We start from the raw sequence: 22,185 nt of genomic DNA on the forward strand, positions 1-22,185 counted from the left end.
TTATCAATGCACCACGCAAATGCAGTGCCCGCAAGACGGGTACTGCAAATGCGTTCGACATCGGTGGTGTGAGCAGCTGCGACAAGATCGCCGGCGACTACAAGGGCAGCGTGTATCGTGACCAGGGTTCGCTGATCAACGGCAAGGCGCTGAATTGCTCGTGGAACAGCAACATCGGCTGGAAGCCGCCGTATACCTACAGCCTGCTGGCCGCCACCAAGGTGGCGGCAGACGTCAAGGCAAAGGCCGGGGCGGGCAAGCTGTAAGGCCCCTGCGGTACGCAACGCCGCGATGCGTGCAGCGTTGCACGTCTTTCCATAACGCCCGCAGCACTGTGGGCGTTGTGCGTTTGCGTAATGTCCTTATCGATGTCTCATTGTCCGGCGACATACGCTGTTTCGACGCCGTGGCGCGTGCGCGCAGCATCACGCGTCTTCAGTTCTCTGCGCAGCCGGGCGCAGGATCCATGCAGGGCCCTTGCCCGCCCACCATTACGCGGCATCGATGCCGCGTAAGGTCCCGCGACGGTTGGCGGGCAAGGACCAGTCGAGATGATCGGTGTGCATGGTTTTCAGTAAAGCAGCCGACCAACTGTCTGGCGTGGTGTCCTTGCCGGTTGCGGGACCGTGTGGCGGCATGGATGCCGCCACCGAGCCCCCAGGGACGGGTTCACGAGCGGTGAGGGCACCGCGCACTCGACGCTGCGCGTTGGCTGCAGGGCCCTTGCCCGCCCACCATCGCAGGACACGCCGCAAGTACGTCCATGTAGGCTCTGGCGCGGCATCCATGCCGCTCAAGGTCCCGCGACGATGGCCGGGCAAGGGCCAGTCGAGACGGTCGGTGTGCATGGAAGAGCAGTGCTGGATGCGCCCTGTTCGATCGTGACGTATCGGCCCCGCGTCTAATGCACACCGCACGACAGACAGCTTTTCAGATGGGCGCCGACCGACTCTCTGGTGCGGTGTTCTTGTCCGTTGCGGGACTGTGTAGCGGCATGGATGCCGCCACCGAGCTCCCAGGGGCGGGTTCACGGCGTGTCCCGCACGCGGTGAGGGCACCGCGCCCTCGACTAACCAGGCTGTTGACCCCGTCTCGGCCAACAGTGATTGGTGGTCCTAGAGCTTGGCGCGTTGCTCGCGCAGGCCGGTCAGCTGCGTGGTCCAGTCGTTCAGGCGCGCGCGTTCCTGCTCGACCACCACGGCCGGTGCGTTCTGCACGAAGGTGGCGTTGCCCAGCTTGCCATTGCACTTGCCGATCTCGGCTTCCACGCGCTTGATTTCCTTGTCCAGGCGCGTGCGTTCGGCATCCATGTCGACCAGGCCTTCCAGCGGCACCAGCAGGGTGAGCTCGCCGACGATGGCCGTGGCCGACGGAGGTGTGTCCTGGCCGGCGTCGAGCCAGTCGATCGCTTCGAGCTTGAGCAGGAACGACAGCTGCGAGGCGAAGCGGCCGACACGGGCGCGATCGTCGGCAGTGCCGGCTTGCAGCAGCAGGCGCACCTGCTTGGACGGCGGTACGTTCAACTCGCTGCGCACACGACGCAGTGCCGACACCATCGACTGCAGCCATTCGACATCCGCCTCTGCGCTGGTGTAGCCCGCAGTGTCGACATCGCCGGCCTGCGGGAATGCCTGCAACGAGATCGTGGCCGCGCTGATGCCCAGGCGCGGTGCGACCTGCTGCCACAGTTCCTCGGTGACGAACGGGGTGAGTGGGTGCAGCAGGCGCAGCAGCGCTTCGAGCACGTACAGCAGTGTGTGGCGCGTGCTGGCGGCTGCCTCGCTGTCCTGGCCGTTGAGCGCGGGCTTGGCCAGTTCGACGAACCAGTCGCAGAACGCATTCCAGGCGAACTCGTACAGCGATTGCGTCAGCAGATCGAAGCGGTAGCTGGCGTAGTGTGCGTGGGTTTCTGCAGTCACCTTGTCCAGGCGCGCCAGAATCCATTGCTCGGCTTCGGTACGCGGCTGCGGCACGCCGGCAAAGCGCGCGCCTTCGGTGTTCATCAGCACAAAGCGCGTGGCGTTCCACAGCTTGTTGCAGAAGTTCTTGTAGCCTTCGGCGCGGCCCAGATCGAACTTGATGTCGCGGCCATGCGTGGCGAGTGCGGCGATGGTGAAGCGCAACGCGTCGGCACCATGGGCGATGATGCCGTCCGGGAACTCCTTGCGCGTGGCTTTTTCGATCTTGTCGGCCATGCGTGGCTGCATCAGCCCGGTGGTGCGCTTGGCAACCAGGTCTTCGATGCTGATGCCGTCGATGATGTCCAGCGGGTCGAGCACGTTGCCCTTGGACTTGGACATCTTCTGGCCCTGCGCATCGCGGATCAGGCCGGTGATATAGACATCGCGGAACGGCACCTGGCCGGTGAAGCTGTCGGTGGCCATGATCATGCGCGCCACCCAGAAGAAGATGATGTCGAAGCCGGTGACCAGCACCGACGACGGCAGATAGCGCGCGAAACCGCGCTCGGCCATCGCGTTCGCGTCCGGCCAGCCCAGCGTGGAGAACGGCCACAGTTGCGAGGAGAACCAGGTTTCCAGCACGTCGCTGTCCTGGTGCAGCGCGACGTCGGCACCCAGGCCGTGTTTCGCGCGCACCTCGGCTTCGTCATGGCCGACATAGCACTTGCCTGCCTCGTCGAACCACGCCGGAATGCGATGCCCCCACCACAGCTGACGGCTGATGCACCAATCCTGGATGTTCTCCATCCAGTGGCGATAGGTATTGATCCAGTTCGGCGGGACGAACTTGACCTGGCCGCTTTCGACCAGCTCCAGGCCGCGCTTGGCCAGCGCGTCCATCTTCACGAACCACTGGTCGGTGAGATACGGCTCGATCACCTGGCCGGTACGGTCGCCGCGCGGCACCTGCAGCTTGTGTGGCTTGGTTTCGACCAGTCGACCTTCGTCCTCCAAATCAGCTAGGACAAGCTTGCGAGCTTCGTAGCGATCAAGGTTCCAGTATTTCTCCGGAATTCCTATATCGAAAGGCAGGGCGTCGCGATCCAGAGTCAGAATTGGGTCACGGGGGTTTTCAGCATCACGACGCTCACGATAGCTAGAAAGACCAATGATCTTTGCTTCTGGCGTGAGGATGTTGATCATCGGCAGGTTGTGCCGCACACCCACCTGGTAATCGTTGAAGTCATGCGCAGGCGTGACCTTGACCACGCCGGTGCCGAAGGCGCGGTCGACATAGTCGTCGGTGATCACCGGCACTTGCCGGCCGGTCAGCGGCAGCACGATGCGGGCGCCGTGCAGCGTGGCATAGCGTGGGTCTTCCGGATGCACCATCACTGCGGTATCGCCCAGCATGGTCTCCGGGCGCGTGGTGGCGACCACCAGGTAATCGCGGGTCTCGCGCAGCGTCTCGGCGCCGTCGGCATCGTGCTCGACGTGCTCGTAGGTCACGCCATCGGCCAGCGGATAGCGGATCGACCACAGGAAGCCGTCTTCCTCGACGTTTTCCACCTCCAGGTCGGAGATCGCGGTCTTCAGCACCGGGTCCCAGTTGACCAGGCGCTGGCCGCGATAGATCAGGCCCTGCTCGTACCAGCGCACGAACGCTTCGTTGACCGCGGCCGACGGCTGCGGGTCCATGGTGAAGGTGCTGCGCGACCAGTCGCTGGAGGTGCCCAGGCGGCGCATCTGGCGCTCGATGGTGTCGCCGGATTCGGCCTTCCACTCCCACACCTTGGCGATGAAGCCCTCGCGCCCCAGCGAGTCGCGCGTTTCGCCCTTGCCTTCCAGCGCCAGGTTGCGCGACACCACCATCTCGGTGGCGATGCCGGCATGGTCGGTGCCCACCTGCCACAGCGTGTCGAAGCCGCGCATGCGGTGATAGCGCACCAATGCATCCATCAGCGTCTGCTGGAACGCATGGCCCATGTGCAGCGTACCGGTCACATTCGGCGGCGGCAGCAGCACCGTATACGGCTCACCCTGGCCGGACGGCACGAAATACCCGGCAGCCTCCCACTGCGCGTACAGGCGCGATTCGAAGGAAGAGGGGTCGTAGCTGGAGGCGAGGGTGGTCATAGTGGGGCGGGGATTCGTTGTTCGGGATTCGGGATTGGTTGCGTCATGGGGCCGGCGAGAACCGCCGGCATCCAGTCATCAACGTCAGTGGTGGTGCCGTGGAGCGAAGGTCGAACGTTTGGGATTAGTCATTGGATGCAGTCCTTGGAGACGCAAAAATCTGCTTTTACGAATCCCCAATCCCAACTCCCCAATCCCCGCCCCTCTCACATGTCGTACTTGGTCAGTTCCAGGCCCAGGGCCTTGTACTGCTTCCAGCGTTCGCGCAGCGGTTCGCGGGCCGCCGGGTCGGCGGGGACGACTTCCAGCACGCGGTCGCAGGCGCCCAGGTAGGGATCGTCGCGCAGGTTGATCACCAGCGGGCGCGAGGGAGCATCGAACTCCGGGGAGGCGATCAGTACCGGCGCCAGCTCGTCTTCCTCGTCGGTGCCGGCAATCTGGTGCGGGATGTAGGCCTCGTCGTCGAATGCCCACAGCAGGTCGTCCAATGCCTCGGCCTGCGCGGCGTCGCGCGCCAGGATCAGCGTGGGCAGGTTGGCGTCGTTGGCCTTGCGCGCCAGCTCGCAGACCAGCCGCAGCGGTTCGTTGAGGAAGCGCGGTTTGGCGATCAGGTAGAAGTCGGCACGGGGCATCAGGGCAGGGATTCGGGAGAGGGGAATCGGGAATGGTCACGGCATCGCCGCGACCTCGAAGGTCGCGGAGGTGACTGAGAGGAAAGGGATTTCACGATTCCCTATTCCCGATTCTCAATTCCCACCTGCGGCGCGGTCCAGCAACCACTGCGTCAACAGCCCCACCGGGCGTCCGGTGGCCATGCCGCGCTTGCCTTCGTCGCTGGCGACGCCGGCGATGTCCAGATGTGCCCAGCGCTGGTTCTCGGTGAAGCGCGACAGGAAGCAGCCGGCGGTGATCGCGCCGCCCCAGCGGCCGCCGATGTTGTAGACGTCGGCGAAGGTGGAATCCAGCAGGCCCTGGTACTCGTCCCACAGCGGCAGGCGCCAGGCGCGGTCGAACACGTGCTCGCCGGCGGCCAGCAGTTCGTTGGCCAGGTCGTCGTGCTTGCTCATCAGGCCGGCGGTCTGGTGACCCAGCGCCACCATGCAGGCGCCGGTCAGCGTGGCCACGTCCACCAGGGCTTCGGGGTTGAAGCGCTCGGCGTAGGTCAGCGCATCGCACAGGATCAGGCGGCCTTCGGCGTCGGTGTTGCCGACCTCGATGGTCTTGCCGGACATGCTGGTGATCACGTCGGAGGGGCGATAGGCATTGCCGTCGATGGCGTTCTCCACCGCCGGCACCACCACCACCAGGTTGATCGGCAGCTCGGCCTTGACCGTGGCCACGAAGGTGCCGATGACGTTGGCGCCGCCGCACATGTCGTACTTCATTTCCTCGATGCCGCCCTGCGTCTTGAGGTTGACGCCGCCGGTGTCGAAGGTGATGCCCTTGCCGACCAGCACATAGGGGCGCGCGTCGCCGCCGCCGTTCCACTTCAGCACGATCAGCCGCGGGCGGTTGGCCGAGCCACGCGCCACCGACAGCAGCGAGCCCATGCCCAGCGACTCCATCTGCGTCTCGTCCAGGATCTCGGCCTCGGCGCCGGGGAACTTGCCGGCGAAGGCGGCCGCGGTCTCGGCCAGGTAGGCCGGGGTGCAATAGTTCGGCGGCAGGTTGCCCAGCTCGCGGGCGAATTCCACGCCCTCGGCGGTGGCCACGCCCACGGCCAGGGCACGGGCGTCGTCGCCGGCGATCGCCAGCGTGGTCAGGCCGGTCTCGTCGACCTTCTTCTTGCCCAGCGTGGCGGTGTAGCGGTAGGCGGCATGGTCGCTGACGATGATCGCCTGGCGGATGTTCCAGGCGCTGTCGCGCGCCTTGACCGGCAATTCGGTCAGGGTGAGCAGGGCGGTGCCGACCGGGCCGGTCTTCAGCGCGCGGGTCGCATCGCCCACCGCCTTGAGGTACGGCGCCACGCCGAACTTGCCGGCCTCGCCCAGGCCCACCACCAGCACGCGCGGGGCGGCAACGCCCGGCAGGTCGTGCAGCAGGCTGGTGGTGCCGGTCTTGGCAGCCACGTCGCCACGTGCCACCAGGGCCGTCAGACGGCCCTGGCTGGCACTGTCCAGCGCCTGGGCGGCGGGCGACAGGGTCTTGTCGGCGAACACGCCAACCACGATGCAGTCGACGGCGGCGCTTGCCGGCGCGTCTTGGTTCAGGGTGAATTGCAGGGCCATTGATCAGATTCCGTAGGCAAATCCGTACAATCGCGGGCTGTTTACGCCAACCGGACTAGGCTGGCGCCGCCGCGAACGAATCCGAGAGTTTAAAACAAGCCCACCCCATGCCGAAGCTCGATCGATACCTGCTTAGCGATTTCACCCAGAGCTTCCTGGCCACCTTGATCGTGCTGCTGGTCGTCAGCGTGGGCGGTGTGCTGGTGGATATCCTCGGCAATATCGCCGATGGCCGCATCCCTGCTCGCTTGCTGCTGTCCCAGGTGGGCCTGCAATTCGTGGCGTACCTGCCGATCATCCTGCCGCTGGCGCTGATGCTGGGGCTGTTATTGGCACTGGCGCGGCTGTACCGCGATTCAGAAATGGCGGTCATCACCGCCATCGGCGTGGGCCCGCGGCGCATGTTGCGGCCGATGTTGATGCTGGTGGTGCCGGTCGTGGTGGTGATCGGGTTGTGCTCGCTGTGGCTGGGCCCCTGGGCCAGCCGCACCGCCGAGACCATGCTGGAGGACGCCAACCGCAGCATCGTGATGGCCGGCCTGGAATCGGGCAAGTTCACGCCGCTGTCCGGCGGCGGGGTGGTCTACCTGACCACGATCTCGGCCGACGGCAAGGGCCTGGGCAAGGTGTTCCTGCAGCGCCAGAAGGACGACCGCATCGACGTGGTCACCGCCGACCGCGGCGCGATGTTCTTCGAAGGCAAGGCCGACCGTTACCTGCGCCTGGAGGACGGCTACCGCATCGAAGGCCCGGCCGCCGGCAACACCCTGGACTACCGTTTGATGAAGTTCGCCAGCAACGACGTGGCCTTGCCCGACCGGGCCCAGGTGCACGATGCCAACGATCCGGAAGTGATGTGGACCACGCAGCTGCTCTCGGACCAGCGCCCGGCGGCGCGCGCGCAGCTGCATGAGCGCCTGGCGCCGCCATTGCTGGCGCTGGCCTTCGCGCTGCTGACCCTGCCGCTGTCGCGCAGCGCGCCGCGGCAACAGCGTTACGGCCGGATCATGCTGGCCTTCCTGGCTTACATGGTGGGCACCAATCTGATGATCGTCGGCACCCAGTGGATCGCCAATGGCAAGACCCCGGCTGCGCTCGGTCTGTGGTGGCTGACCTTGCCGCTGCTGGCGGTGGCGATCTGGGCGTATGCGCGCGATGGCCGCGTGCGTCGGCCGAGGGTGCGCGCATGAGGCTGATGCCGCGGGTGCATGACTGGTACGTCGGGCGTGCGGTGCTGTTCACCGTGTTGCTCACGTGGGCGGTGCTGCTGGGCCTGGACCTGGTCAATGCCTTTGCCAGCGAGGCCAAGAACATCGGCCAGGGTGCCTACACCTTTGGACACGCGATCGCGTATGTGGCCTACACGGTGCCGCGCCGGGCCTACACCTTGTTTCCGACCGCGGCGGTGATCGGCGCCTTGATGGGCCTGGGCCAGCTGGCGGCGACGTCCGAACTCACCGCGCTGCGCGCACTCGGCGTGTCGCGCAAGCGCATGTCGGCTTCGGTGGTGGCGGCCATGGCGCTGCTGACCGCCACCATGGTGATCAGCGGCGAGACCGTGGGGCCGTGGGCACAGAACCAGGCCGATACCCTGAAAACCAGCGCCCGCTACAACAGCGACATGGCAATGGCGCGCTATTCCGGCCTGTGGGCGCGCGAGGGCGACACCTTCCTCAATGCGCTGAGCGGCGAAGAGAAGCTGCTCGACGGCGGCGGCACCGCATTGGATCTGCACGATGTGCGGCTGTATCACCTCGATGCCGGCGGCCGTCTGGCGCAGCTGACCTACGCGGCGTTGGCCGAGAATCGCAACGGGACCTGGACGCTGCGCCAGGTGCGCCGCGATACCTTCCAGGAACGCTCGGTGCAGCGCGAAACCTTCCCCGAGCTGGCGTGGCAGTCGCAGCTCAGCCCGGCAGCGCTGGCGGCCGGGCTGGCCAAGCCGCGCAACCTGTCTGCGCGCGATCTGCAGCAGAGCATCGAATACCGCCGCCGCAACGGCCTGGATGCGCGCGACTACGAAGATCAGTACTGGAGCCGCTGGTTCTACCCGCTCAACGTGCTGGCGCTGTGCATGGCGGCGATCCCGTTCTCGTTCGGTTCGCTGCGCAGCGGCGGGCTGGGCAAGCGCCTGTTCCTGGGCATCCTGTTCGCGCTGGGGTTCTGGCTGCTGCAGCTGTTCTTCGGCCGCATGGCCGGTGCCCTCAAGCTGGACTACCGCATCGCCTATGCGCTGCCGCCGATGGTGATGCTGGGCGTGTCGGTGTGGTTGTTCCGACGGCGCAGCAGCTGACGCGGCTGCGCCGGTTCAGCGTCTTCGGAACCGTGCGCTGCCTGCGCTAACCGGTGGTACCGGTTTGCGCGTGTGGCTGCCAGGGCTTTGCACGGCGGCCGCATTCCAGCACTGCTTGCCGGGGAGGTCGGCAAGCTGCCGGCCCAGGCGTTTCAGCGCTTGGGCGTGCGCTGCAGCCGGGTGCCGCTGGCACGGTCGTGCCAGGCCAGCCGATCGCGGTCCAGCCAGGCCCACCAGAATCCGACGCCAGCCAGGGCCAGCGACAGCGTACCAACGGCATAGCGGATCCATAGTGCGCGCCACGAGGCTTGCGGCCCGACCAGCGACAAGCGCCACGGACGCATGCCCAGGGTCTGGCCACCACGTCGCCAGCTGACGGTGGCGTAGACCCCGGCCGCGATCCAGCAGCACAGCCACAACAGCCATTGCCAGCCGCTGAAGGGGGCAATGTTCTCGCGGGCCGGATGCCCGGCAAGCGTAAATCCCAACGTGAACGCGGCGGAGATCAGCATCCACAGCGCGAGCACCGGCCAGGCGTCGTAGCACATGGCCAGCAGTCGCCAGACCACCAGGGCAGGTGCGCGCGCGCTGCGCGGTGCGGGGGGCGAAGTCATGCTGCGAGCATAGCCGGCGCAGGCGAGCGAGCAACGTCGCGCTGCGGCAATCCCGTGCCAGGCGGGGCCTGGGTGTCGCGCTGAGAGCCACGCGGCGTGTGGCATGTCGAGGCAGTCTGCGTTGCCAAATCCCGCTCCTGGCGGACACGGCGCGCCGCAAAACGCATGCCACGCTCTATGCTGTTGCGATGTCAGCCAGCAGTCCCGCCGAACGCCGCCAACTGGCGCAACACCTGCCGCCGGTGCAGGCCGCCGATGCCGCCGCCATCGAACGCTTTCTGGACCGGTTGTGGGCCGAGCAGGGCGTGGCGCGGCAGACCCTGGACAGTTACCGGCGCGACCTGGAAGGGCTGGCGCGTTGGCGCGACGGTGCCGGCGGCGGCTTGCTGGGTGTCGATCGGGCGGTGTTGTTCGACTATCTGCGCTGGCGCACCGAGGCGCGCTATTCGCCGCGCAGCAATGCCCGGCTGCTGTCGACCCTGCGTGCGTTCTACGGCCTGTGTCTGCGTGATGGCGTGCGCGGCGACGACCCCACTGCATTGCTGGACCCGCCACGCCTGCCGCGCTCGCTGCCCAAGGCGCTGACCGAGACGCAGATCGAGGCGCTGCTGGCTGCGCCCGATATCGCCACGCCGCTGGGCCTGCGCGACCGCGCGATGCTTGAGCTGATGTATGCGGCCGGCCTGCGCGTCAGTGAACTGGTCAACCTGCCGGCGGTGGGGGTCAACCTGCGCCAGGGCGTGCTGCGGGTCACCGGCAAGGGCAGCAAGGAGCGCCTGGTGCCGTTGGGCGAGGAATCCCAGCACTGGCTGGAGCGCTATCTGAGCCAGGCGCGCCCGCTGCTGGCCAGCCACAAGGTGGTGGCAGCGGTGGACGGGCAGGTGCCGTTGTTCATCGATGCGGCGCGGCAGCCGCCCAGTCGCCAGCAGTTCTGGGCGCTGGTCAAACGCTATGCGGCGGTGGCCGGGATCGACCCCGCCACGGTCAGCCCGCACGGGCTGCGGCACAGCTTTGCCACCCATCTGCTCAACCACGGCGCGGACCTGCGCGCGCTGCAGATGCTGCTCGGTCACAGTTCGCTGTCCACCACCCAGATCTATACGCTGGTTGCGCGTCAGCACCTGCAGAAGCTGCATGCCGCCCATCACCCGCGCGGGTGATGGCGGGTGCGCCGCAGGCGAGGCAACGTCCAGAGAAAGAAGAAAGCGTTTCAGCCGCTGTCTGGCTTCATCTGCGCTGTGCGAGAATCCAGGCACCCCATTCCACTGGATGCGTGAATGTATCGTCTTGCCATCGCCGCGCTGCTGGGCGCACTCAGCCTTACCGCCTGCGCGCAATCCTCGCAGCCTGCGGCAAGCAACGCCGGCGCCAAGCCAGCCGCTGCTGCCGCCCCCGCCGCCGCGGGCAACGTGGACCAGCGTGTGAGCGTTGCGCTCAAGGCGCTGGATCCGGATTTCAAGCCGGATTACATCGGCGCAGCGCCGTTTCCCGGTTTCCGCGAAGTGGTGGTCGGCGGGCAGGTGCTGTACGTCAGCGACGACGGCCGTTACCTGATCCAGGCGCAGCCGTTCGACATCCAGAACAAGCAGTTCGCTGCCAGCCCGGGCCTGCTGGCCTACCGCCGCAAGCAGCTGGAGACCGTGCCCAAGGCCGACCGCATCGTGTTTGCGCCGGCAAACCCCAAGTACACCGTGACGGTGTTCACCGACGTGGAATGCGGCTACTGCCGCAAGCTGCACAGCGAGATCGGCGAGCTCAACAAGCAGGGCATCGCGGTGGAATACCTGGCGTTTCCTCGCATGGGCCTGGGCAGCCAGGACCACAAGGAAATGATCGCGGTGTGGTGCGCCGCCGACCGCAAGCAGGCGCTGACCGCGGCCAAGTCCGGGCAGCCGGTCAATGCCAAGGACTGCAAGAACCCGGTGTCGATGGAATACACGCTGGGCCAGCGTCTGGGCGTCAACGGCACCCCGGCGATCTTCGCCCCGGACGGCACCCAGCTCGGCGGCTACCTGCCGCCGGCGCAGCTGCGTGAAGCGCTGGAAAAGCGCGCGGTCACCACCGCCGGTGGCAGCCGCTGACGTCGCCGCCGGCAGCGCCGTGATGCTGCGCTGACGCTGGCCGCCGCGACGGTCGGCGTGATCGATCAACAGGCCGGGATGCGCATGCATTCCGGCCTGTTGCGTTTCAGGACCGGCTGGCAGCAGGGTTTGGGGCTGGCAGCACGGTTTGTTGGGTGAGAGCGGCGATGGACCGGCGTGGCGGCCAGCGCTGCGGACGTCGCCCCCGCGCGCAGATCCGGCCCAAGGCAGGTGTGCGCGCGAATCCGGGTCGGCATCGCCATCCGCCGCTGCCGCTGCCGCATCTGGCCGGAACGTGCCGAATCCGCGCCGGGCGGGGCGAGTCACCACCGCACAGATCGCTGGCCGCCACATCCCGGGTCCGGCGCCGACGCATCAGCTCCGTTACAATCTGCAGCCCCGTTTCTGACACGGTTCCCCGGACATGATGGTCCTCGAGGGCGCTTCCGCCCTTTCGCCGTTCCGCCGCGCTCGGCTCGAAACCCGCCTGCAAGCCCTCGTTCCCGCGCTGCGCATCACCGGCGCCTGGCACGTGTACTTCATCCGCGCCGAGGCCGGGCAAGCGCCCGACCAGGCCACCTTGCAGCGGATCCTGCAGGCCGAAGCCGCCCCCGCTCCGCGGGCCGAGGAGGCTTCCTCGCGTTACGTGGTGCCGCGCCTGGGCACGCTGTCGCCATGGTCGAGCAAGGCCACCGAACTGGTGCGCGGGGCCGGGCAGCCGATCCAGCGCGTGGAGCGTGGCACCCGCATCGATCTGGCCGGCTGGCCGGCCGACGACGCGATGCAGGCCGCCGTGGCCAAGCTGCTGCACGACCCGATGACGCAGTCGCTGCTTGGCTCGGCCGCGGCCGCCGAGGCGCTGTTCAACGTGCCCGATCGCGGGCAGTTGCAGCGCGTGCCACTGGCGGCGCTGGAGCAGGCCAACCGCGACCTGGGCCTGGCCCTGGCGCAGGACGAGATCGACTACCTGCGCGAACGCTTCGCCGAGCTGGGCCGCGACCCGGCCGATGTCGAGCTGATGATGTTCGCCCAGGCCAACTCCGAGCATTGCCGGCACAAGATTTTCAACGCCAGCTGGACCATCGACGGCAAGCCGCAGGAACGCTCGCTGTTCCGCATGATCAAGCACACCCACCAGCAGACCCCGCAGCACACCCTGTCGGCCTACAGCGACAACGCCGCGGTGGTGGAAGGCGTGCCGGCCGCGCGCTATCGGCCGGATCCGGCCAGCGGCGAGTACCGCGCCGAGGCGGTGCTGCCGTCGGCGTTTGCGATCAAGGTGGAAACGCATAACCACCCGACCGCGATCGCGCCATTCCCCGGTGCCGCCACCGGTGCCGGCGGCGAGATCCGCGACGAGGGCGCCACCGGCCGCGGCGGCAAGCCCAAGGCCGGCCTGACCGGGTTCACGGTCTCGCACCTGCGCATCCCGACCCTGCCGCAGCCGTGGGAGGCGCCGCGCGCGCTGAACCCGCGCATGGCCCCGGCGCTGGACATCATGCTCGACGGCCCGCTCGGCGGCGCCGCGTTCAACAACGAATTCGGCCGGCCGAACCTGCTCGGCTATTTCCGCAGCTTCGAGCTTGCCGAAGGGCAGGGCCTGACCCGCGCCTACGACAAGCCGATCATGCTGGCCGGTGGCCTGGGCGCGATCGATCGCAACCAGGTCGAGAAGCTGCGCCTGCAGCCCGGCGATGCGGTGATCGTGCTGGGCGGCCCGGCGATGCTGATCGGCCTGGGCGGCGGTGCGGCCAGTTCGGTGGCCGCCGGCGACAGCGCCGAGGCACTGGATTTCGCCAGCGTGCAGCGCGAGAACCCGGAGATGGAGCGCCGCTGCCAGGAGGTCATCGACCGCTGCGTGGCGCTGGGCACCGACAACCCGATCCGCTGGTTCCATGACGTGGGCGCGGGCGGCCTGTCCAACGCCATTCCCGAGTTGCTGCACGATTCGGGCGTGGGCGGCATCATCGACCTGGGCCGCGTGCTCACCGACGACCCCTCGCTGTCGCCGCTGGAACTGTGGTGCAACGAATCGCAGGAGCGCTACGTGCTGGGCGTACCGCAGGCGCGCCTGGACGAATTCGCCGCGATCTGCGCACGCGAGCGCTGCCCGTTTGCCGCCGTCGGCGTGGCCACGGCCGAGGAGCGGCTGGTGGTTGGCTACGGCGTCCTCGACGCTGGGAATGGGGAATCGGGAATCGGGAATGGTAACGGCGCACTGCCGGTTGCCGATGCCGCTTCTCACCATTCCCCATTCCCCACTCCCGATTCCTCGCTGCCGATCGATTTGCCGATGGACGTCCTCTTCGGCAAGGCGCCGAAGATGCATCGCGATGCGGTGCATCCGCCGGCGCCGCAATGGCCGGTGCTGCAGACCGCCGCGCTGGATCTGCAGCAGGCCGGCCTGCGCGTGCTGGCGCATCCCACGGTGGCGTCCAAGAGCTTTCTGGTCACCATCGGCGACCGCAGCGTGGGTGGCCTGACCGCGCGCGAGCAGATGATCGGGCCGTGGCAGCTGCCGCTGGCCGATTGCGCGATCACCCTGGCCGGCTTCGATACCTTCGCCGGCGAAGCGATGTCGATCGGCGAGCGCACCCCGCTGGCGTTGTTGAACGCCGCCGCGTCGGCGCGCATGGCGGTGGGCGAGGCGATCACCAACTTGTGCGCCGCCCCAGTGCAGACGCTGGACAGCATCAAGCTCTCGGCCAACTGGATGGCCGCGGCCGGTCATGCCGGCGAAGACGCCTTGCTGTACGACGCGGTGCGCGCGATCGGCATGGAGCTGTGCCCGGCGCTCGAACTGAGCGTACCGGTGGGCAAGGACTCGCTGTCGATGCAGGCGCAGTGGGTTGTCGGGAATGGGGAATCGGGAATCGGGAATGGCGAAACGCCGCAGCCCGCCGCTTCCACCATTCCCGATTCCCTACTCCCCATTCCCGGCGAAACGCACAAGAGCGTTTCACCCGTCTCGCTGATCATCAGTGCGTTCGCACCCGTTGGCGATGTGCGCACGCAATTGACGCCGCTGTTGCGTAGCGACGAAGAGAGCGAGTTGTGGTTGATCGGGTTGGGCGGCGGCAAGCAGCGTCTGGGGGGCTCGGTGCTGGCGCAGGTGTATGCCGACGATGCCGCGCTACCGGCATTCGGCGGCGAGGTGCCGGATCTGGACGATGCGCAGCGCCTGCGCAGTTTCTTTAAACTGATCCGCGCCGCGCGCGAGAGTGGCCTGTTGCTGGCGTACCACGACCGCAGCGATGGCGGTGCGTTTGCGGCACTGTGCGAAATGGCGTTCGCCTCGCGCCAGGGCCTGGATATCACGCTCGATGCCTGGGGCGACGATGCGTTCCGCAGCCTGTTCAACGAAGAACTGGGCGCGGTGGTGCAGATCGCCAACGAGGATCGCGCCGCGTTCGCCGATCTGGTCGAGCGGCATGCCTTGACCGAATGCGCGCAGCGTATCGCACGTCCCACCGGCGCGCCGCGCATCCGCGTGAGCGGGCAGGGCCGCGTGCTGGCCGAGTGGCGTTGGGAAGCCTTGTTCGATGCCTGGTGGTCGGTGAGCCACGCCATGCAGAAGTTGCGCGACAACCCGGAAACCGCCGACGAGGAGCGTGCACAGGCGCGCGACTTCCAGGCGCCGGGATTGCGTCCGAAGCTGGTGTTCGATCCGTCCGAAGACGTGGCCGCGCCCTTCGTGGCGACCGGTGCGCGGCCCAAGGTGGCGATCCTGCGCGAGCAGGGCGTCAACGGGCAGATCGAGATGGCCTACAACTTCGAGCGCGCCGGTTTCCGTGCGTTCGACGTGCACATGAGCGACCTGATCGAAGGCCGGGTGGATCTGGCGCAATTCTCGGGGTTTGCGGCCTGCGGCGGCTTCAGCTACGGCGACGTGCTGGGTGCCGGCCGCGGTTGGGCCACCTCGATCCTGGAACGGTCAGCCTTGCGCGATGCGTTCGCCGCGTTCTTCGCACGCAGCGACACCTTCGCGCTGGGCGTGTGCAACGGCTGCCAGATGCTCAGCCAGCTCAAGGACATCATTCCCGGTGCCGAGCATTGGCCGCGGTTCCTGCGCAATCGCAGCGAGCAGTTCGAAGCGCGCACGGCCTTGCTGGAAGTGGTGGAGTCGCCGTCGATCTTCCTGCGCGGCATGGCCGGCTCGCGGATTCCGGTGGCGGTGGCGCATGGCGAAGGCCGCGCCGAGTTCGACACCGTGGTGGATCAGGCCGCTGCACGTGTGGCCCTGCGCTTCATCGATGGCGATGGCGCGGTGGCCTCGCAGTACCCGCTCAATCCGAACGGCTCGCCGGACGGCATCACCGGGCTGACCAGCACCGACGGTCGCGCCACCATTCTGATGCCGCATCCGGAGCGCACCCCGCGCACGGCAAACCTGAGCTGGCACCCGGCCGACTGGGGCGAGGACTCGCCGTGGCTGCGCATGTTCCGCAATGCGCGGGTCTGGTGCGGTTGATGATGTGGCGCGGTACGGCATGAGCTGAAGCGCCGTACCAACGGTGCCATCGGACGGCCGTGTGCAGCGATGCACACGGCCGTTGTCGTTGCTGGTCCTGCAAGAAAGTAAGTAATCAACGCCGGGACATGGTTTGCTTTACGTCACTATAAAAACTACTAGTTATTTACTCGCGGTATACGGTGATGCTGCTTGTGTGATGTCAATCCCAATTGAATCTTTGGTTTTTCAATAGATTCAGACCACGTTTTGAATCATTGATTCATGGCGTTTCTGCAGCACTTTATGTCGCGATTCGTGGGTTCTTTTGCGCGGGTAATCTCCGGCGCAGACGCAGTGCGAGTGCATTTTGGATAAACCTCAGGGGGACCGTGCGATGCAATCGCGCGGTGGTCGGTTTTTACACCAGACCAATGGGGAGTAAGTCGTCGATGAAACCAATGTACTTGGATGCCGGCGGTGGGCAGCATGCCCATTGCCGAACGGGCAGGCTTGCCTGCGATGTGGGGAATCAGCGGTTGAATCGATCGCCGGTGCATGCGCGCGGCAGGCTGGCGGCAGCGATGCTGCTGGCACTTGCCGGCGTGGCCGCAGCTGCCCAGGCCACCACGCATGCCGATGCGCTTGCGCATTGCACCGCGGTCGAGGGCCAGCAACGTTGCGACACCGATGCGGCGACCCGCAACGACGTAGTGCCTGCAACCGCGAGCGCGCAGGTGACCGCAACGCCTGCGGCCGATACCGATGCACCGGGGTTTGCGGATGGGCAGGATGCGTTGGCACTGGGCAATGCAAGCAATGCGCTGGGCGATGGCACCAGTGCGTTCGGTGGCGGAAGCCTGGCGCTGGAGCGCGACGCCACCGCGATCGGGCACAACGTATCGGCTGCCGGGGAATCGGCAACCGCCATTGGCGGCGTGGCAACGGTCTACGACTACGACGCATTCGGTTTTGTCATCGGGCAACGCGAACAGGCCACGCAAGCGTCCGGGGTGGGGGCGACGGCCATCGGCGGTGGTGCACTGGCCGGCGATCCGTTTTCCAGCGCCCTGGGCAGCGGCGCCAGCGCCATCGGCGTGCAGGGCACGGCGGTGGGGTATCGCGCGCAGACCGGCAACGACGGCGCCACCGCGGTGGGCGGTCTGTCCACGGCCAGTGGTTTTCTCTCCACCGCCGGCGGCTACAGTTCGCGTGCCAGCGGAGATACGTCCACCGCCTTCGGTTACCGGGCGCGCAGCGAAGGCAGTAGCAGTATTGCAGTGGGCGATACCGCACTGGCCAGCGGGGTGCAAAGTGTGGTGGTGGGTGGCATCAGCAACTTCGGCTCGATCACCGCCGCCACCGGAACAGGCGGCATCGCGCTCGGCGCAGGTGCGCAGAGCCAGTCCGATTATGCGATTGCCATTGGCTACGATTCCAACATCTTTCCGAATCGGCCTGGCAATACCGATTCCGTGGCGATCGGCCACAGCGCCGGTTCGTTCGCGCCACGCACGGTATCGCTGGGTGGTTTCGCATTGACGATGGGCGATGGCGGCATCGCGATCGGTCACGACAGCACGGCCTACGTGGAAAACAGTATCGCCTTGGGCGCGCGCGCCGCTACGTCGTGGTTCAACGGCAACAACACCGCGATCGGTGCAGATTCCCAGACCAATGGCATCGATGCGCTGGCGATCGGCTATGGCGCGCGCGTGGGCGATTTTGTCGACGATGCCTGGAATCGTTCGGCATCCAGTGCAGTCGCACTGGGCGCACATTCCTACGCGTACCGCAGCAACACGGTGTCGGTGGGCGATGTGCAGGCGGGTTTGATGCGGCAGATCACCAGCGTGGCGGCAGGCACCGAAGCCAACGATGCGGTCAATGTGGCCCAACTCGACAGCGTGCGCGCGATCACCAATCGGCTCGACAGCACGCTGGCCATTGGCAAGACCGATACGGACGAAGCCGCTGCCCATGTCGACGGACTCAATGCGCTGGCCTTGGGGAGCGCCAGCAATGCGATCGGCGACGGCGCCAATGCGCTGGGCTCGGGCAGCCTGGCGCTGGGGCGCGATACCGTGGCTGTCGGCCGCAACGCCAGCGCGGCCGATGCATCGGCCGTTGCAGTGGGCGGCGTGGCGTCCGTGCCGGTGTTCGATGCGGCGGGCTCGATCGTCGGCGCGCAGGAACAGGGTGCCTCGGCCCAGGCGCGCGGCGCGGTGGCGCTGGGCAGCGCGGCCATTGCCCAGCGCAGCTTCGCCACTGCGGTCGGCACGGGTGCAGCGGCCAGTGGCGAGCAATCGATGGCGGCCGGATTCAGCGCCCGTGCGCAGGATGATGTGGCCACTGCGGTGGGCGCCTTTTCGAGCGCCCGCAGTGCGGCGGCGTCGGCCTTCGGCTTCGGTGCGCTGGCCAACGCGAGCATGACCACGGCGGTGGGCTTCAACGCCTCCAGTCTTGGCGAAGGCAGTGTGGCCGTGGGCAGTCTGGCGGTTGCCGCTGGCGAGCGCAGCGTGACGCTCGGCGGCATGTCGCTGATCAGCTCCACGCTCAGGTCGGCAGGTGCCTTCCGGGTCGGTGGCGTTGCCATCGGCGCCGGCGCGCGAAGCGACGGCGATTATGCCGTTGCGCTGGGCTACAACGCCAATGTGTTCTCCAACGACAGCAATGCCGATGCGGTGGCGATCGGCCATAGTGCGGCCTCGTTCGCGCCGCGCACGGTGGCGCTGGGGGCGCTGGCATCTGCCGAGGGCGTTGAGGGGATCAGCATCGGCTACGACGCGCGTGCCGCCTCCAGCAGGAGCATTGCGATCGGCAGCGGCGCCAATACCTCGATCCTCCATGGCGACAATATCGCCCTGGGAACCAACGCCAGGGCGGACGCGCCCGACGCGATCGCGATCGGGCGCAATGCCAGCGTCGGCGTGTTCGTCGGTGAAGCGGGCAGCGCGGCGATGGCACTGGGCGTGCAATCCAATGCGCTGGGCAACAACAGTCTGGCGATGGGCTACAACGCCTTTACTCGGCAAGGGGGCAGTAACGCCGTCGCACTCGGTGCCGATGCCGGTGCCAGTGGTGCCGATTCGGTGGCGTTGGGCGCGGGCTCGCGCAGCTACGAGGCCAACGTGGTGTCGGTGGGTAACGGCAATGGCCGCGGCGGCCCGGCCACGCGTCGCATCGTCAATGTCGGCAGCGGCGCGATTGCCAGTGCCAGCACCGATGCGATCAACGGCGGCCAGCTGTTCCAGTCACTCAGCAACGCTGCCAGCTTCCTCGGCGGTGGCGCGGCGATCGGTGCGCAAGGCGTGTTCGTGGCACCGACCTACGTGATCCAGGGCAGCAGTTACCGCAATGTGGGCGAGGCGCTGACTGCGCTGGACAGCAAGGTCAGCGAGCTGGATGCGCGAGGTGGAGCGGCCACGCCCGGCACTGCCGCACGTTCAAGCGCTGCGCGTGTGGCAGCGGCGCCTTCACCAGTTGCGGACGCCTCGACTGTCGCCACCACGGCGGATGCGACAGACGATGGCCTGCAGGCGACAGCGCTGGCCATCGACGGCATGCCAGAAAGTTCGGCGTCGTCGGTTGCTGCAACGGCGAGCGCGCTGGATGCAGGCAACGCGGTGCAGGGCAGGCCGACTGCGGCGGTGGTCGGCAGCATCACCCCGGCCGCAACGTCCACCGCCGTCGGCACGGCGGCAGTGGCCAACCACGTGACCGGCACGGCGATCGGCGGCAGCGCATATGCGCATGGCCCCAACGACACTGCGATCGGCAGCAATGCACGCGTCAATGCCGATGGCAGCACCGCGGTCGGCGCCAATACGCAGATCGCTGCGGTGGCGACCAATGCGGTGGCGATGGGCGAAGGCGCGCAGGTCAGCGCGGCCTCCGGCACGGCGATCGGCCAGGGTGCACGGGCAAGCGCACAAGGTGCGGTCGCGCTGGGCCAGGGGTCGGTCGCCGATCGCGCCAACACGGTGTCGGTGGGCAGCGTCGGCGGCGAGCGTCAGGTGGCCAATGTGGCCGCCGGCACGCGTGCCACCGATGCGGTCAACAAGGGCCAGCTGGACAACGGCGTCGCTGCGGCCAACAGCTATACCGACAGCCGCTACAGCGCGATGGCCGACAGCTTCGAAACCTACCAGGGCGACATCGAGGACCGTCTGCGCCGGCAGAACCGTCGCCTGGACCGGCAGGGTGCGATGAGCTCGGCGATGTTGAACATGGCCGCCAGCGTCGGCGGCATCGCCACGCAGAACCGCGTCGGTGCCGGCGTCGGTTTCCAGAACGGCGAATCGGCGTTGTCGGTGGGCTACCAGCGTGCGATCAGCCCGCGCGCCACGCTGACGGTGGGCGGCGCGCTCAGTGGTGACGACAGGTCGATCGGCCTGGGCGCCGGCTTCGGCTGGTAACGCAGGCCTTGCCGTTGCAGCGGCGCGCGTATGGCCGCTGCGTGCTCACTCATTTGCTTTGCATTTCATCTTGAAGAGGACGTCATCGTGATTCAGACCCATCGTTCCCGAACGCTCGCCATCGTCTGCAGCGCCGTCCTGTCGCTCGCCAGCGGCATCGCCACCGCGGCCACACCGGATTCCAGCGTACGCACTGCGCAACGTCAGCAGGCCATGCGCGACGCCCCGGTCGACAGCATCATCGTCAACTATCGCAGTGGCCGGGTGAGCGCGCGCAGTGTCGGCACTGCGTCGGTGGCCACGATCGCCGCGGCGGCATCGCGCGCGGCAGTGCGCCTGGTGCCGGCCGCGCGCAGCGGCACGCAAGCCGCGCCGACGCATGTGCGTACGCTGGCGGTGGGCAGTGAGTTGATCAGGTTGCCCGCACAGCTCAGCCGCAGTGACGCCGACCGCCTGGTGCGCGAACTGCAGGCCGATCCTGCAGTGGAGTACGCGCAGATCGACACGCGCATGTATCCGTTGCAGAACAGCGGTGGCAGCCTGCCCGACGACCCGCTGCTGGCGGGCAATCAATGGCATCTCACCGATCCGGTTGGCGGCATCGATGCGCCGGCAGCCTGGGCCACCGCCCAGGGCGAAGGCGTGGTCGTGGCGGTGATCGATACCGGCATCTTGCCGGGGCACCCGGATCTGGCCGGCAACCTGCTGCAGGGCTACGACTTCATCACCAACGCCGACAGGTCGCGACGCGCCACCGACGCGCGTGCGCCGGGCGCGCTGGATTACGGGGATTGGGAAGCAACGGACGGCGAATGCGGCATTTTTTCAGCGGCCCGCGACAGTTCCTGGCACGGCACGCATGTGGCCGGCACGATTGCCGAAGCCACCGGCAACGGCATTGGCGGTGCCGGTGTGGCCTACAAGGCCAAGGTGCTGCCGTTACGCGTGCTGGGTCATTGCGGCGGTTCGTCCTCGGACATCACCGATGCCATCGTGTGGGCGTCGGGCGGCCATGTGGATGGCGTGCCGGACAATCGCAACCCGGCGGAAATCATCAACATGAGCCTGGGCGGCGTTGGCCCCTGCGATTCGGTCACGCAGGCGGCGATCAACGCTGCGGTGTCGCGTGGCACCACCGTGGTGGTGGCGGCCGGCAATGATGGCGCGGACGTGTCCAGTGCCGTGCCGGCCAACTGCGCCAACGTGGTGTCGGTGGCGGCCACCCGCCTGACCGGCGGGTTGGCGTACTACAGCAATTTCGGCAGCTTGATCGATCTGGCTGCGCCTGGCGGCGGCGCGCGCGATCTGGAAACCGACACCTTGTACGACGGCCCGATCGGCAGCTGGATCTGGCAGACCGGTTACACCGGCAAGACCACGCCCACGTCCGGCCAATTCGCCTATCTCGGGCCTGGCTTTGCCGGAACCTCGATGGCCGCGCCGCATGTGGCGGGGACGGCCGCGCTGGTGCAGAGCGCCCTGATCGCCGACGGCAAGCCGCCGCTGACACCCGCGGCACTGGAACGCCTGCTCAAGCGCAGTGCGCGCGCGTTCCCCGTGCAGTTGCCGTTGAGCACGCCGGCCGGTAGCGGCATCGTGGATGCCGGCGCGGCCATCGATCGGGCACTGCGCCGTTGCGCCAGCGGCGACCTGGGCTGCCAGCTGGACGCGCAGACGCTGCGCAACAGCGTGCCCGAGCGCGGTCTGTCCAATGTGGCCGGCGATGCCGGCGTCTTCGCCTTCGAAGCGAATGCGGGTGCGGTGCTGAGCTTCGTCAGCTTCGGCGGCAGCGGGCAGGCGGCGCTGTATGTCGCCATGGGCCGCGCGCCGACCGCAACCGACAACGACGGCATGTCCAGCCGCAGCGGGACCAGCCAGACGGTGCGCTTCACCGCACCGCGTGCCGGAACCTATTTCATCCGGCTCGATGGCAGCAGCTTCGATGGGGTGAGCCTGTTGGCGCGCCAGTGATCCGACACGCGGTGGCGCCAGAGGGCGCTGCCGCCGGTTTCTTGGCGCGATGATGCGGATGAGAGCGGCCGCATTGCGAGGCGTCGTGGCCTG

At 67.5% G+C, this 22,185-nt stretch carries 11 protein-coding genes and 1 pseudogene; 8 read left to right on the forward strand and 4 right to left on the reverse strand.

Annotated elements, in window-relative coordinates:
• Positions 1-47: 47 nt before the first annotated feature.
• Positions 48-266 (forward strand): annotated as a pseudogene (locus CPBF1521_RS18830) (pectate lyase family protein); the annotation flags it as partial.
• 849 nt (positions 267-1,115) lie between these two features.
• Here the strand turns inward: CPBF1521_RS18830 and CPBF1521_RS18845 are convergent.
• The 3 genes from CPBF1521_RS18845 to CPBF1521_RS18855 all read right to left on the reverse strand — a co-directional run bounded on the left by CPBF1521_RS18845 (position 1,116) and on the right by CPBF1521_RS18855 (position 6,265).
• A complete protein-coding gene (locus CPBF1521_RS18845) occupies positions 1,116-4,037 on the reverse strand; it encodes a valine--tRNA ligase (RefSeq protein WP_115677910.1) in 2,922 nt (973 codons plus the stop codon).
• A 206-nt stretch (positions 4,038-4,243) separates the two neighbouring features.
• Positions 4,244-4,669, reverse strand: coding sequence for a DNA polymerase III subunit chi (locus CPBF1521_RS18850; protein ID WP_104535058.1), 426 nt, complete (start codon positions 4,667-4,669; stop codon positions 4,244-4,246).
• Between the two features lie 114 nt (positions 4,670-4,783).
• The gene (locus tag CPBF1521_RS18855) at positions 4,784-6,265 is read right to left on the reverse strand and encodes a leucyl aminopeptidase (protein WP_115677911.1); all 1,482 of its coding nucleotides are present in this window, start codon (positions 6,263-6,265) and stop codon (positions 4,784-4,786) included.
• A gap of 107 nt (positions 6,266-6,372) precedes the next feature.
• On the opposite strand from CPBF1521_RS18855, the gene lptF reads away from it, so the two are divergent.
• Together lptF and lptG are read left to right on the forward strand one after the other, a co-directional pair.
• On the forward strand, positions 6,373-7,455 hold the full coding sequence (gene lptF, locus CPBF1521_RS18860) for an LPS export ABC transporter permease LptF (protein WP_104585974.1): 1,083 nt from the start codon (positions 6,373-6,375) through the stop codon (positions 7,453-7,455).
• Complete coding sequence (gene lptG, locus CPBF1521_RS18865) at positions 7,452-8,558, forward strand: LPS export ABC transporter permease LptG (RefSeq protein ID WP_104585972.1); 1,107 nt, start codon at positions 7,452-7,454, stop codon at positions 8,556-8,558. The genes lptF and lptG overlap by 4 nt, the downstream gene beginning before the upstream one ends.
• 152 nt (positions 8,559-8,710) lie before the next feature.
• Here the strand turns inward: lptG and CPBF1521_RS18870 are convergent, their stop codons facing one another.
• Complete coding sequence (locus CPBF1521_RS18870) at positions 8,711-9,172, reverse strand: RDD family protein (RefSeq protein WP_115677912.1); 462 nt, start codon at positions 9,170-9,172, stop codon at positions 8,711-8,713.
• A 188-nt stretch (positions 9,173-9,360) separates the two neighbouring features.
• Between CPBF1521_RS18870 and xerD the strand changes: the two genes are divergently transcribed.
• From xerD to CPBF1521_RS18895, 5 genes are all read left to right on the forward strand, one after another.
• Positions 9,361-10,332, forward strand: a complete 972-nt coding sequence (gene xerD, locus CPBF1521_RS18875; protein WP_115677913.1) for a site-specific tyrosine recombinase XerD — start codon at positions 9,361-9,363, stop codon at positions 10,330-10,332.
• A 117-nt stretch (positions 10,333-10,449) separates the two neighbouring features.
• Positions 10,450-11,253: a DsbC family protein gene (locus CPBF1521_RS18880; RefSeq protein ID WP_104585968.1), complete on the forward strand. Its 804-nt coding sequence runs from the start codon at positions 10,450-10,452 to the stop codon at positions 11,251-11,253.
• Positions 11,254-11,677: 424 nt separating this feature from the next.
• Positions 11,678-15,724 (forward strand): phosphoribosylformylglycinamidine synthase, encoded by a 4,047-nt coding sequence (purL, locus tag CPBF1521_RS18885; protein WP_115677914.1) that lies wholly within the window; start codon positions 11,678-11,680, stop codon positions 15,722-15,724.
• A gap of 440 nt (positions 15,725-16,164) precedes the next feature.
• Complete coding sequence (locus CPBF1521_RS18890) at positions 16,165-20,121, forward strand: YadA-like family protein (protein ID WP_478212770.1); 3,957 nt, start codon at positions 16,165-16,167, stop codon at positions 20,119-20,121.
• A gap of 213 nt (positions 20,122-20,334) precedes the next feature.
• A complete protein-coding gene (locus CPBF1521_RS18895) occupies positions 20,335-22,092 on the forward strand; it encodes a S8 family peptidase (protein ID WP_370659387.1) in 1,758 nt (585 codons plus the stop codon).
• Positions 22,093-22,185: the final 93 nt, after the last annotated feature.

It is taken from the genome of Xanthomonas euroxanthea, assembly GCF_900476395.1.
GTDB lineage: Bacteria > Pseudomonadota > Gammaproteobacteria > Xanthomonadales > Xanthomonadaceae > Xanthomonas > Xanthomonas euroxanthea.

Coding starts and splice junctions, on each gene's coding strand:
- CPBF1521_RS18845 (WP_115677910.1), bottom strand. CDS start 4,037: ATGACCACCCTCGCCTCCAGCTACGACCCCTCTTCCTTCGAATCGCGC.
- CPBF1521_RS18850 (WP_104535058.1), bottom strand. CDS start 4,669: ATGCCCCGTGCCGACTTCTACCTGATCGCCAAACCGCGCTTCCTCAAC.
- CPBF1521_RS18855 (WP_115677911.1), bottom strand. CDS start 6,265: ATGGCCCTGCAATTCACCCTGAACCAAGACGCGCCGGCAAGCGCCGCC.
- lptF (WP_104585974.1), top strand. CDS start 6,373: ATGCCGAAGCTCGATCGATACCTGCTTAGCGATTTCACCCAGAGCTTC.
- lptG (WP_104585972.1), top strand. CDS start 7,452: ATGAGGCTGATGCCGCGGGTGCATGACTGGTACGTCGGGCGTGCGGTG.
- CPBF1521_RS18870 (WP_115677912.1), bottom strand. CDS start 9,172: ATGACTTCGCCCCCCGCACCGCGCAGCGCGCGCGCACCTGCCCTGGTG.
- xerD (WP_115677913.1), top strand. CDS start 9,361: ATGTCAGCCAGCAGTCCCGCCGAACGCCGCCAACTGGCGCAACACCTG.
- CPBF1521_RS18880 (WP_104585968.1), top strand. CDS start 10,450: ATGTATCGTCTTGCCATCGCCGCGCTGCTGGGCGCACTCAGCCTTACC.
- purL (WP_115677914.1), top strand. CDS start 11,678: ATGATGGTCCTCGAGGGCGCTTCCGCCCTTTCGCCGTTCCGCCGCGCT.
- CPBF1521_RS18890 (WP_478212770.1), top strand. CDS start 16,165: ATGTACTTGGATGCCGGCGGTGGGCAGCATGCCCATTGCCGAACGGGC.
- CPBF1521_RS18895 (WP_370659387.1), top strand. CDS start 20,335: ATGCGCGACGCCCCGGTCGACAGCATCATCGTCAACTATCGCAGTGGC.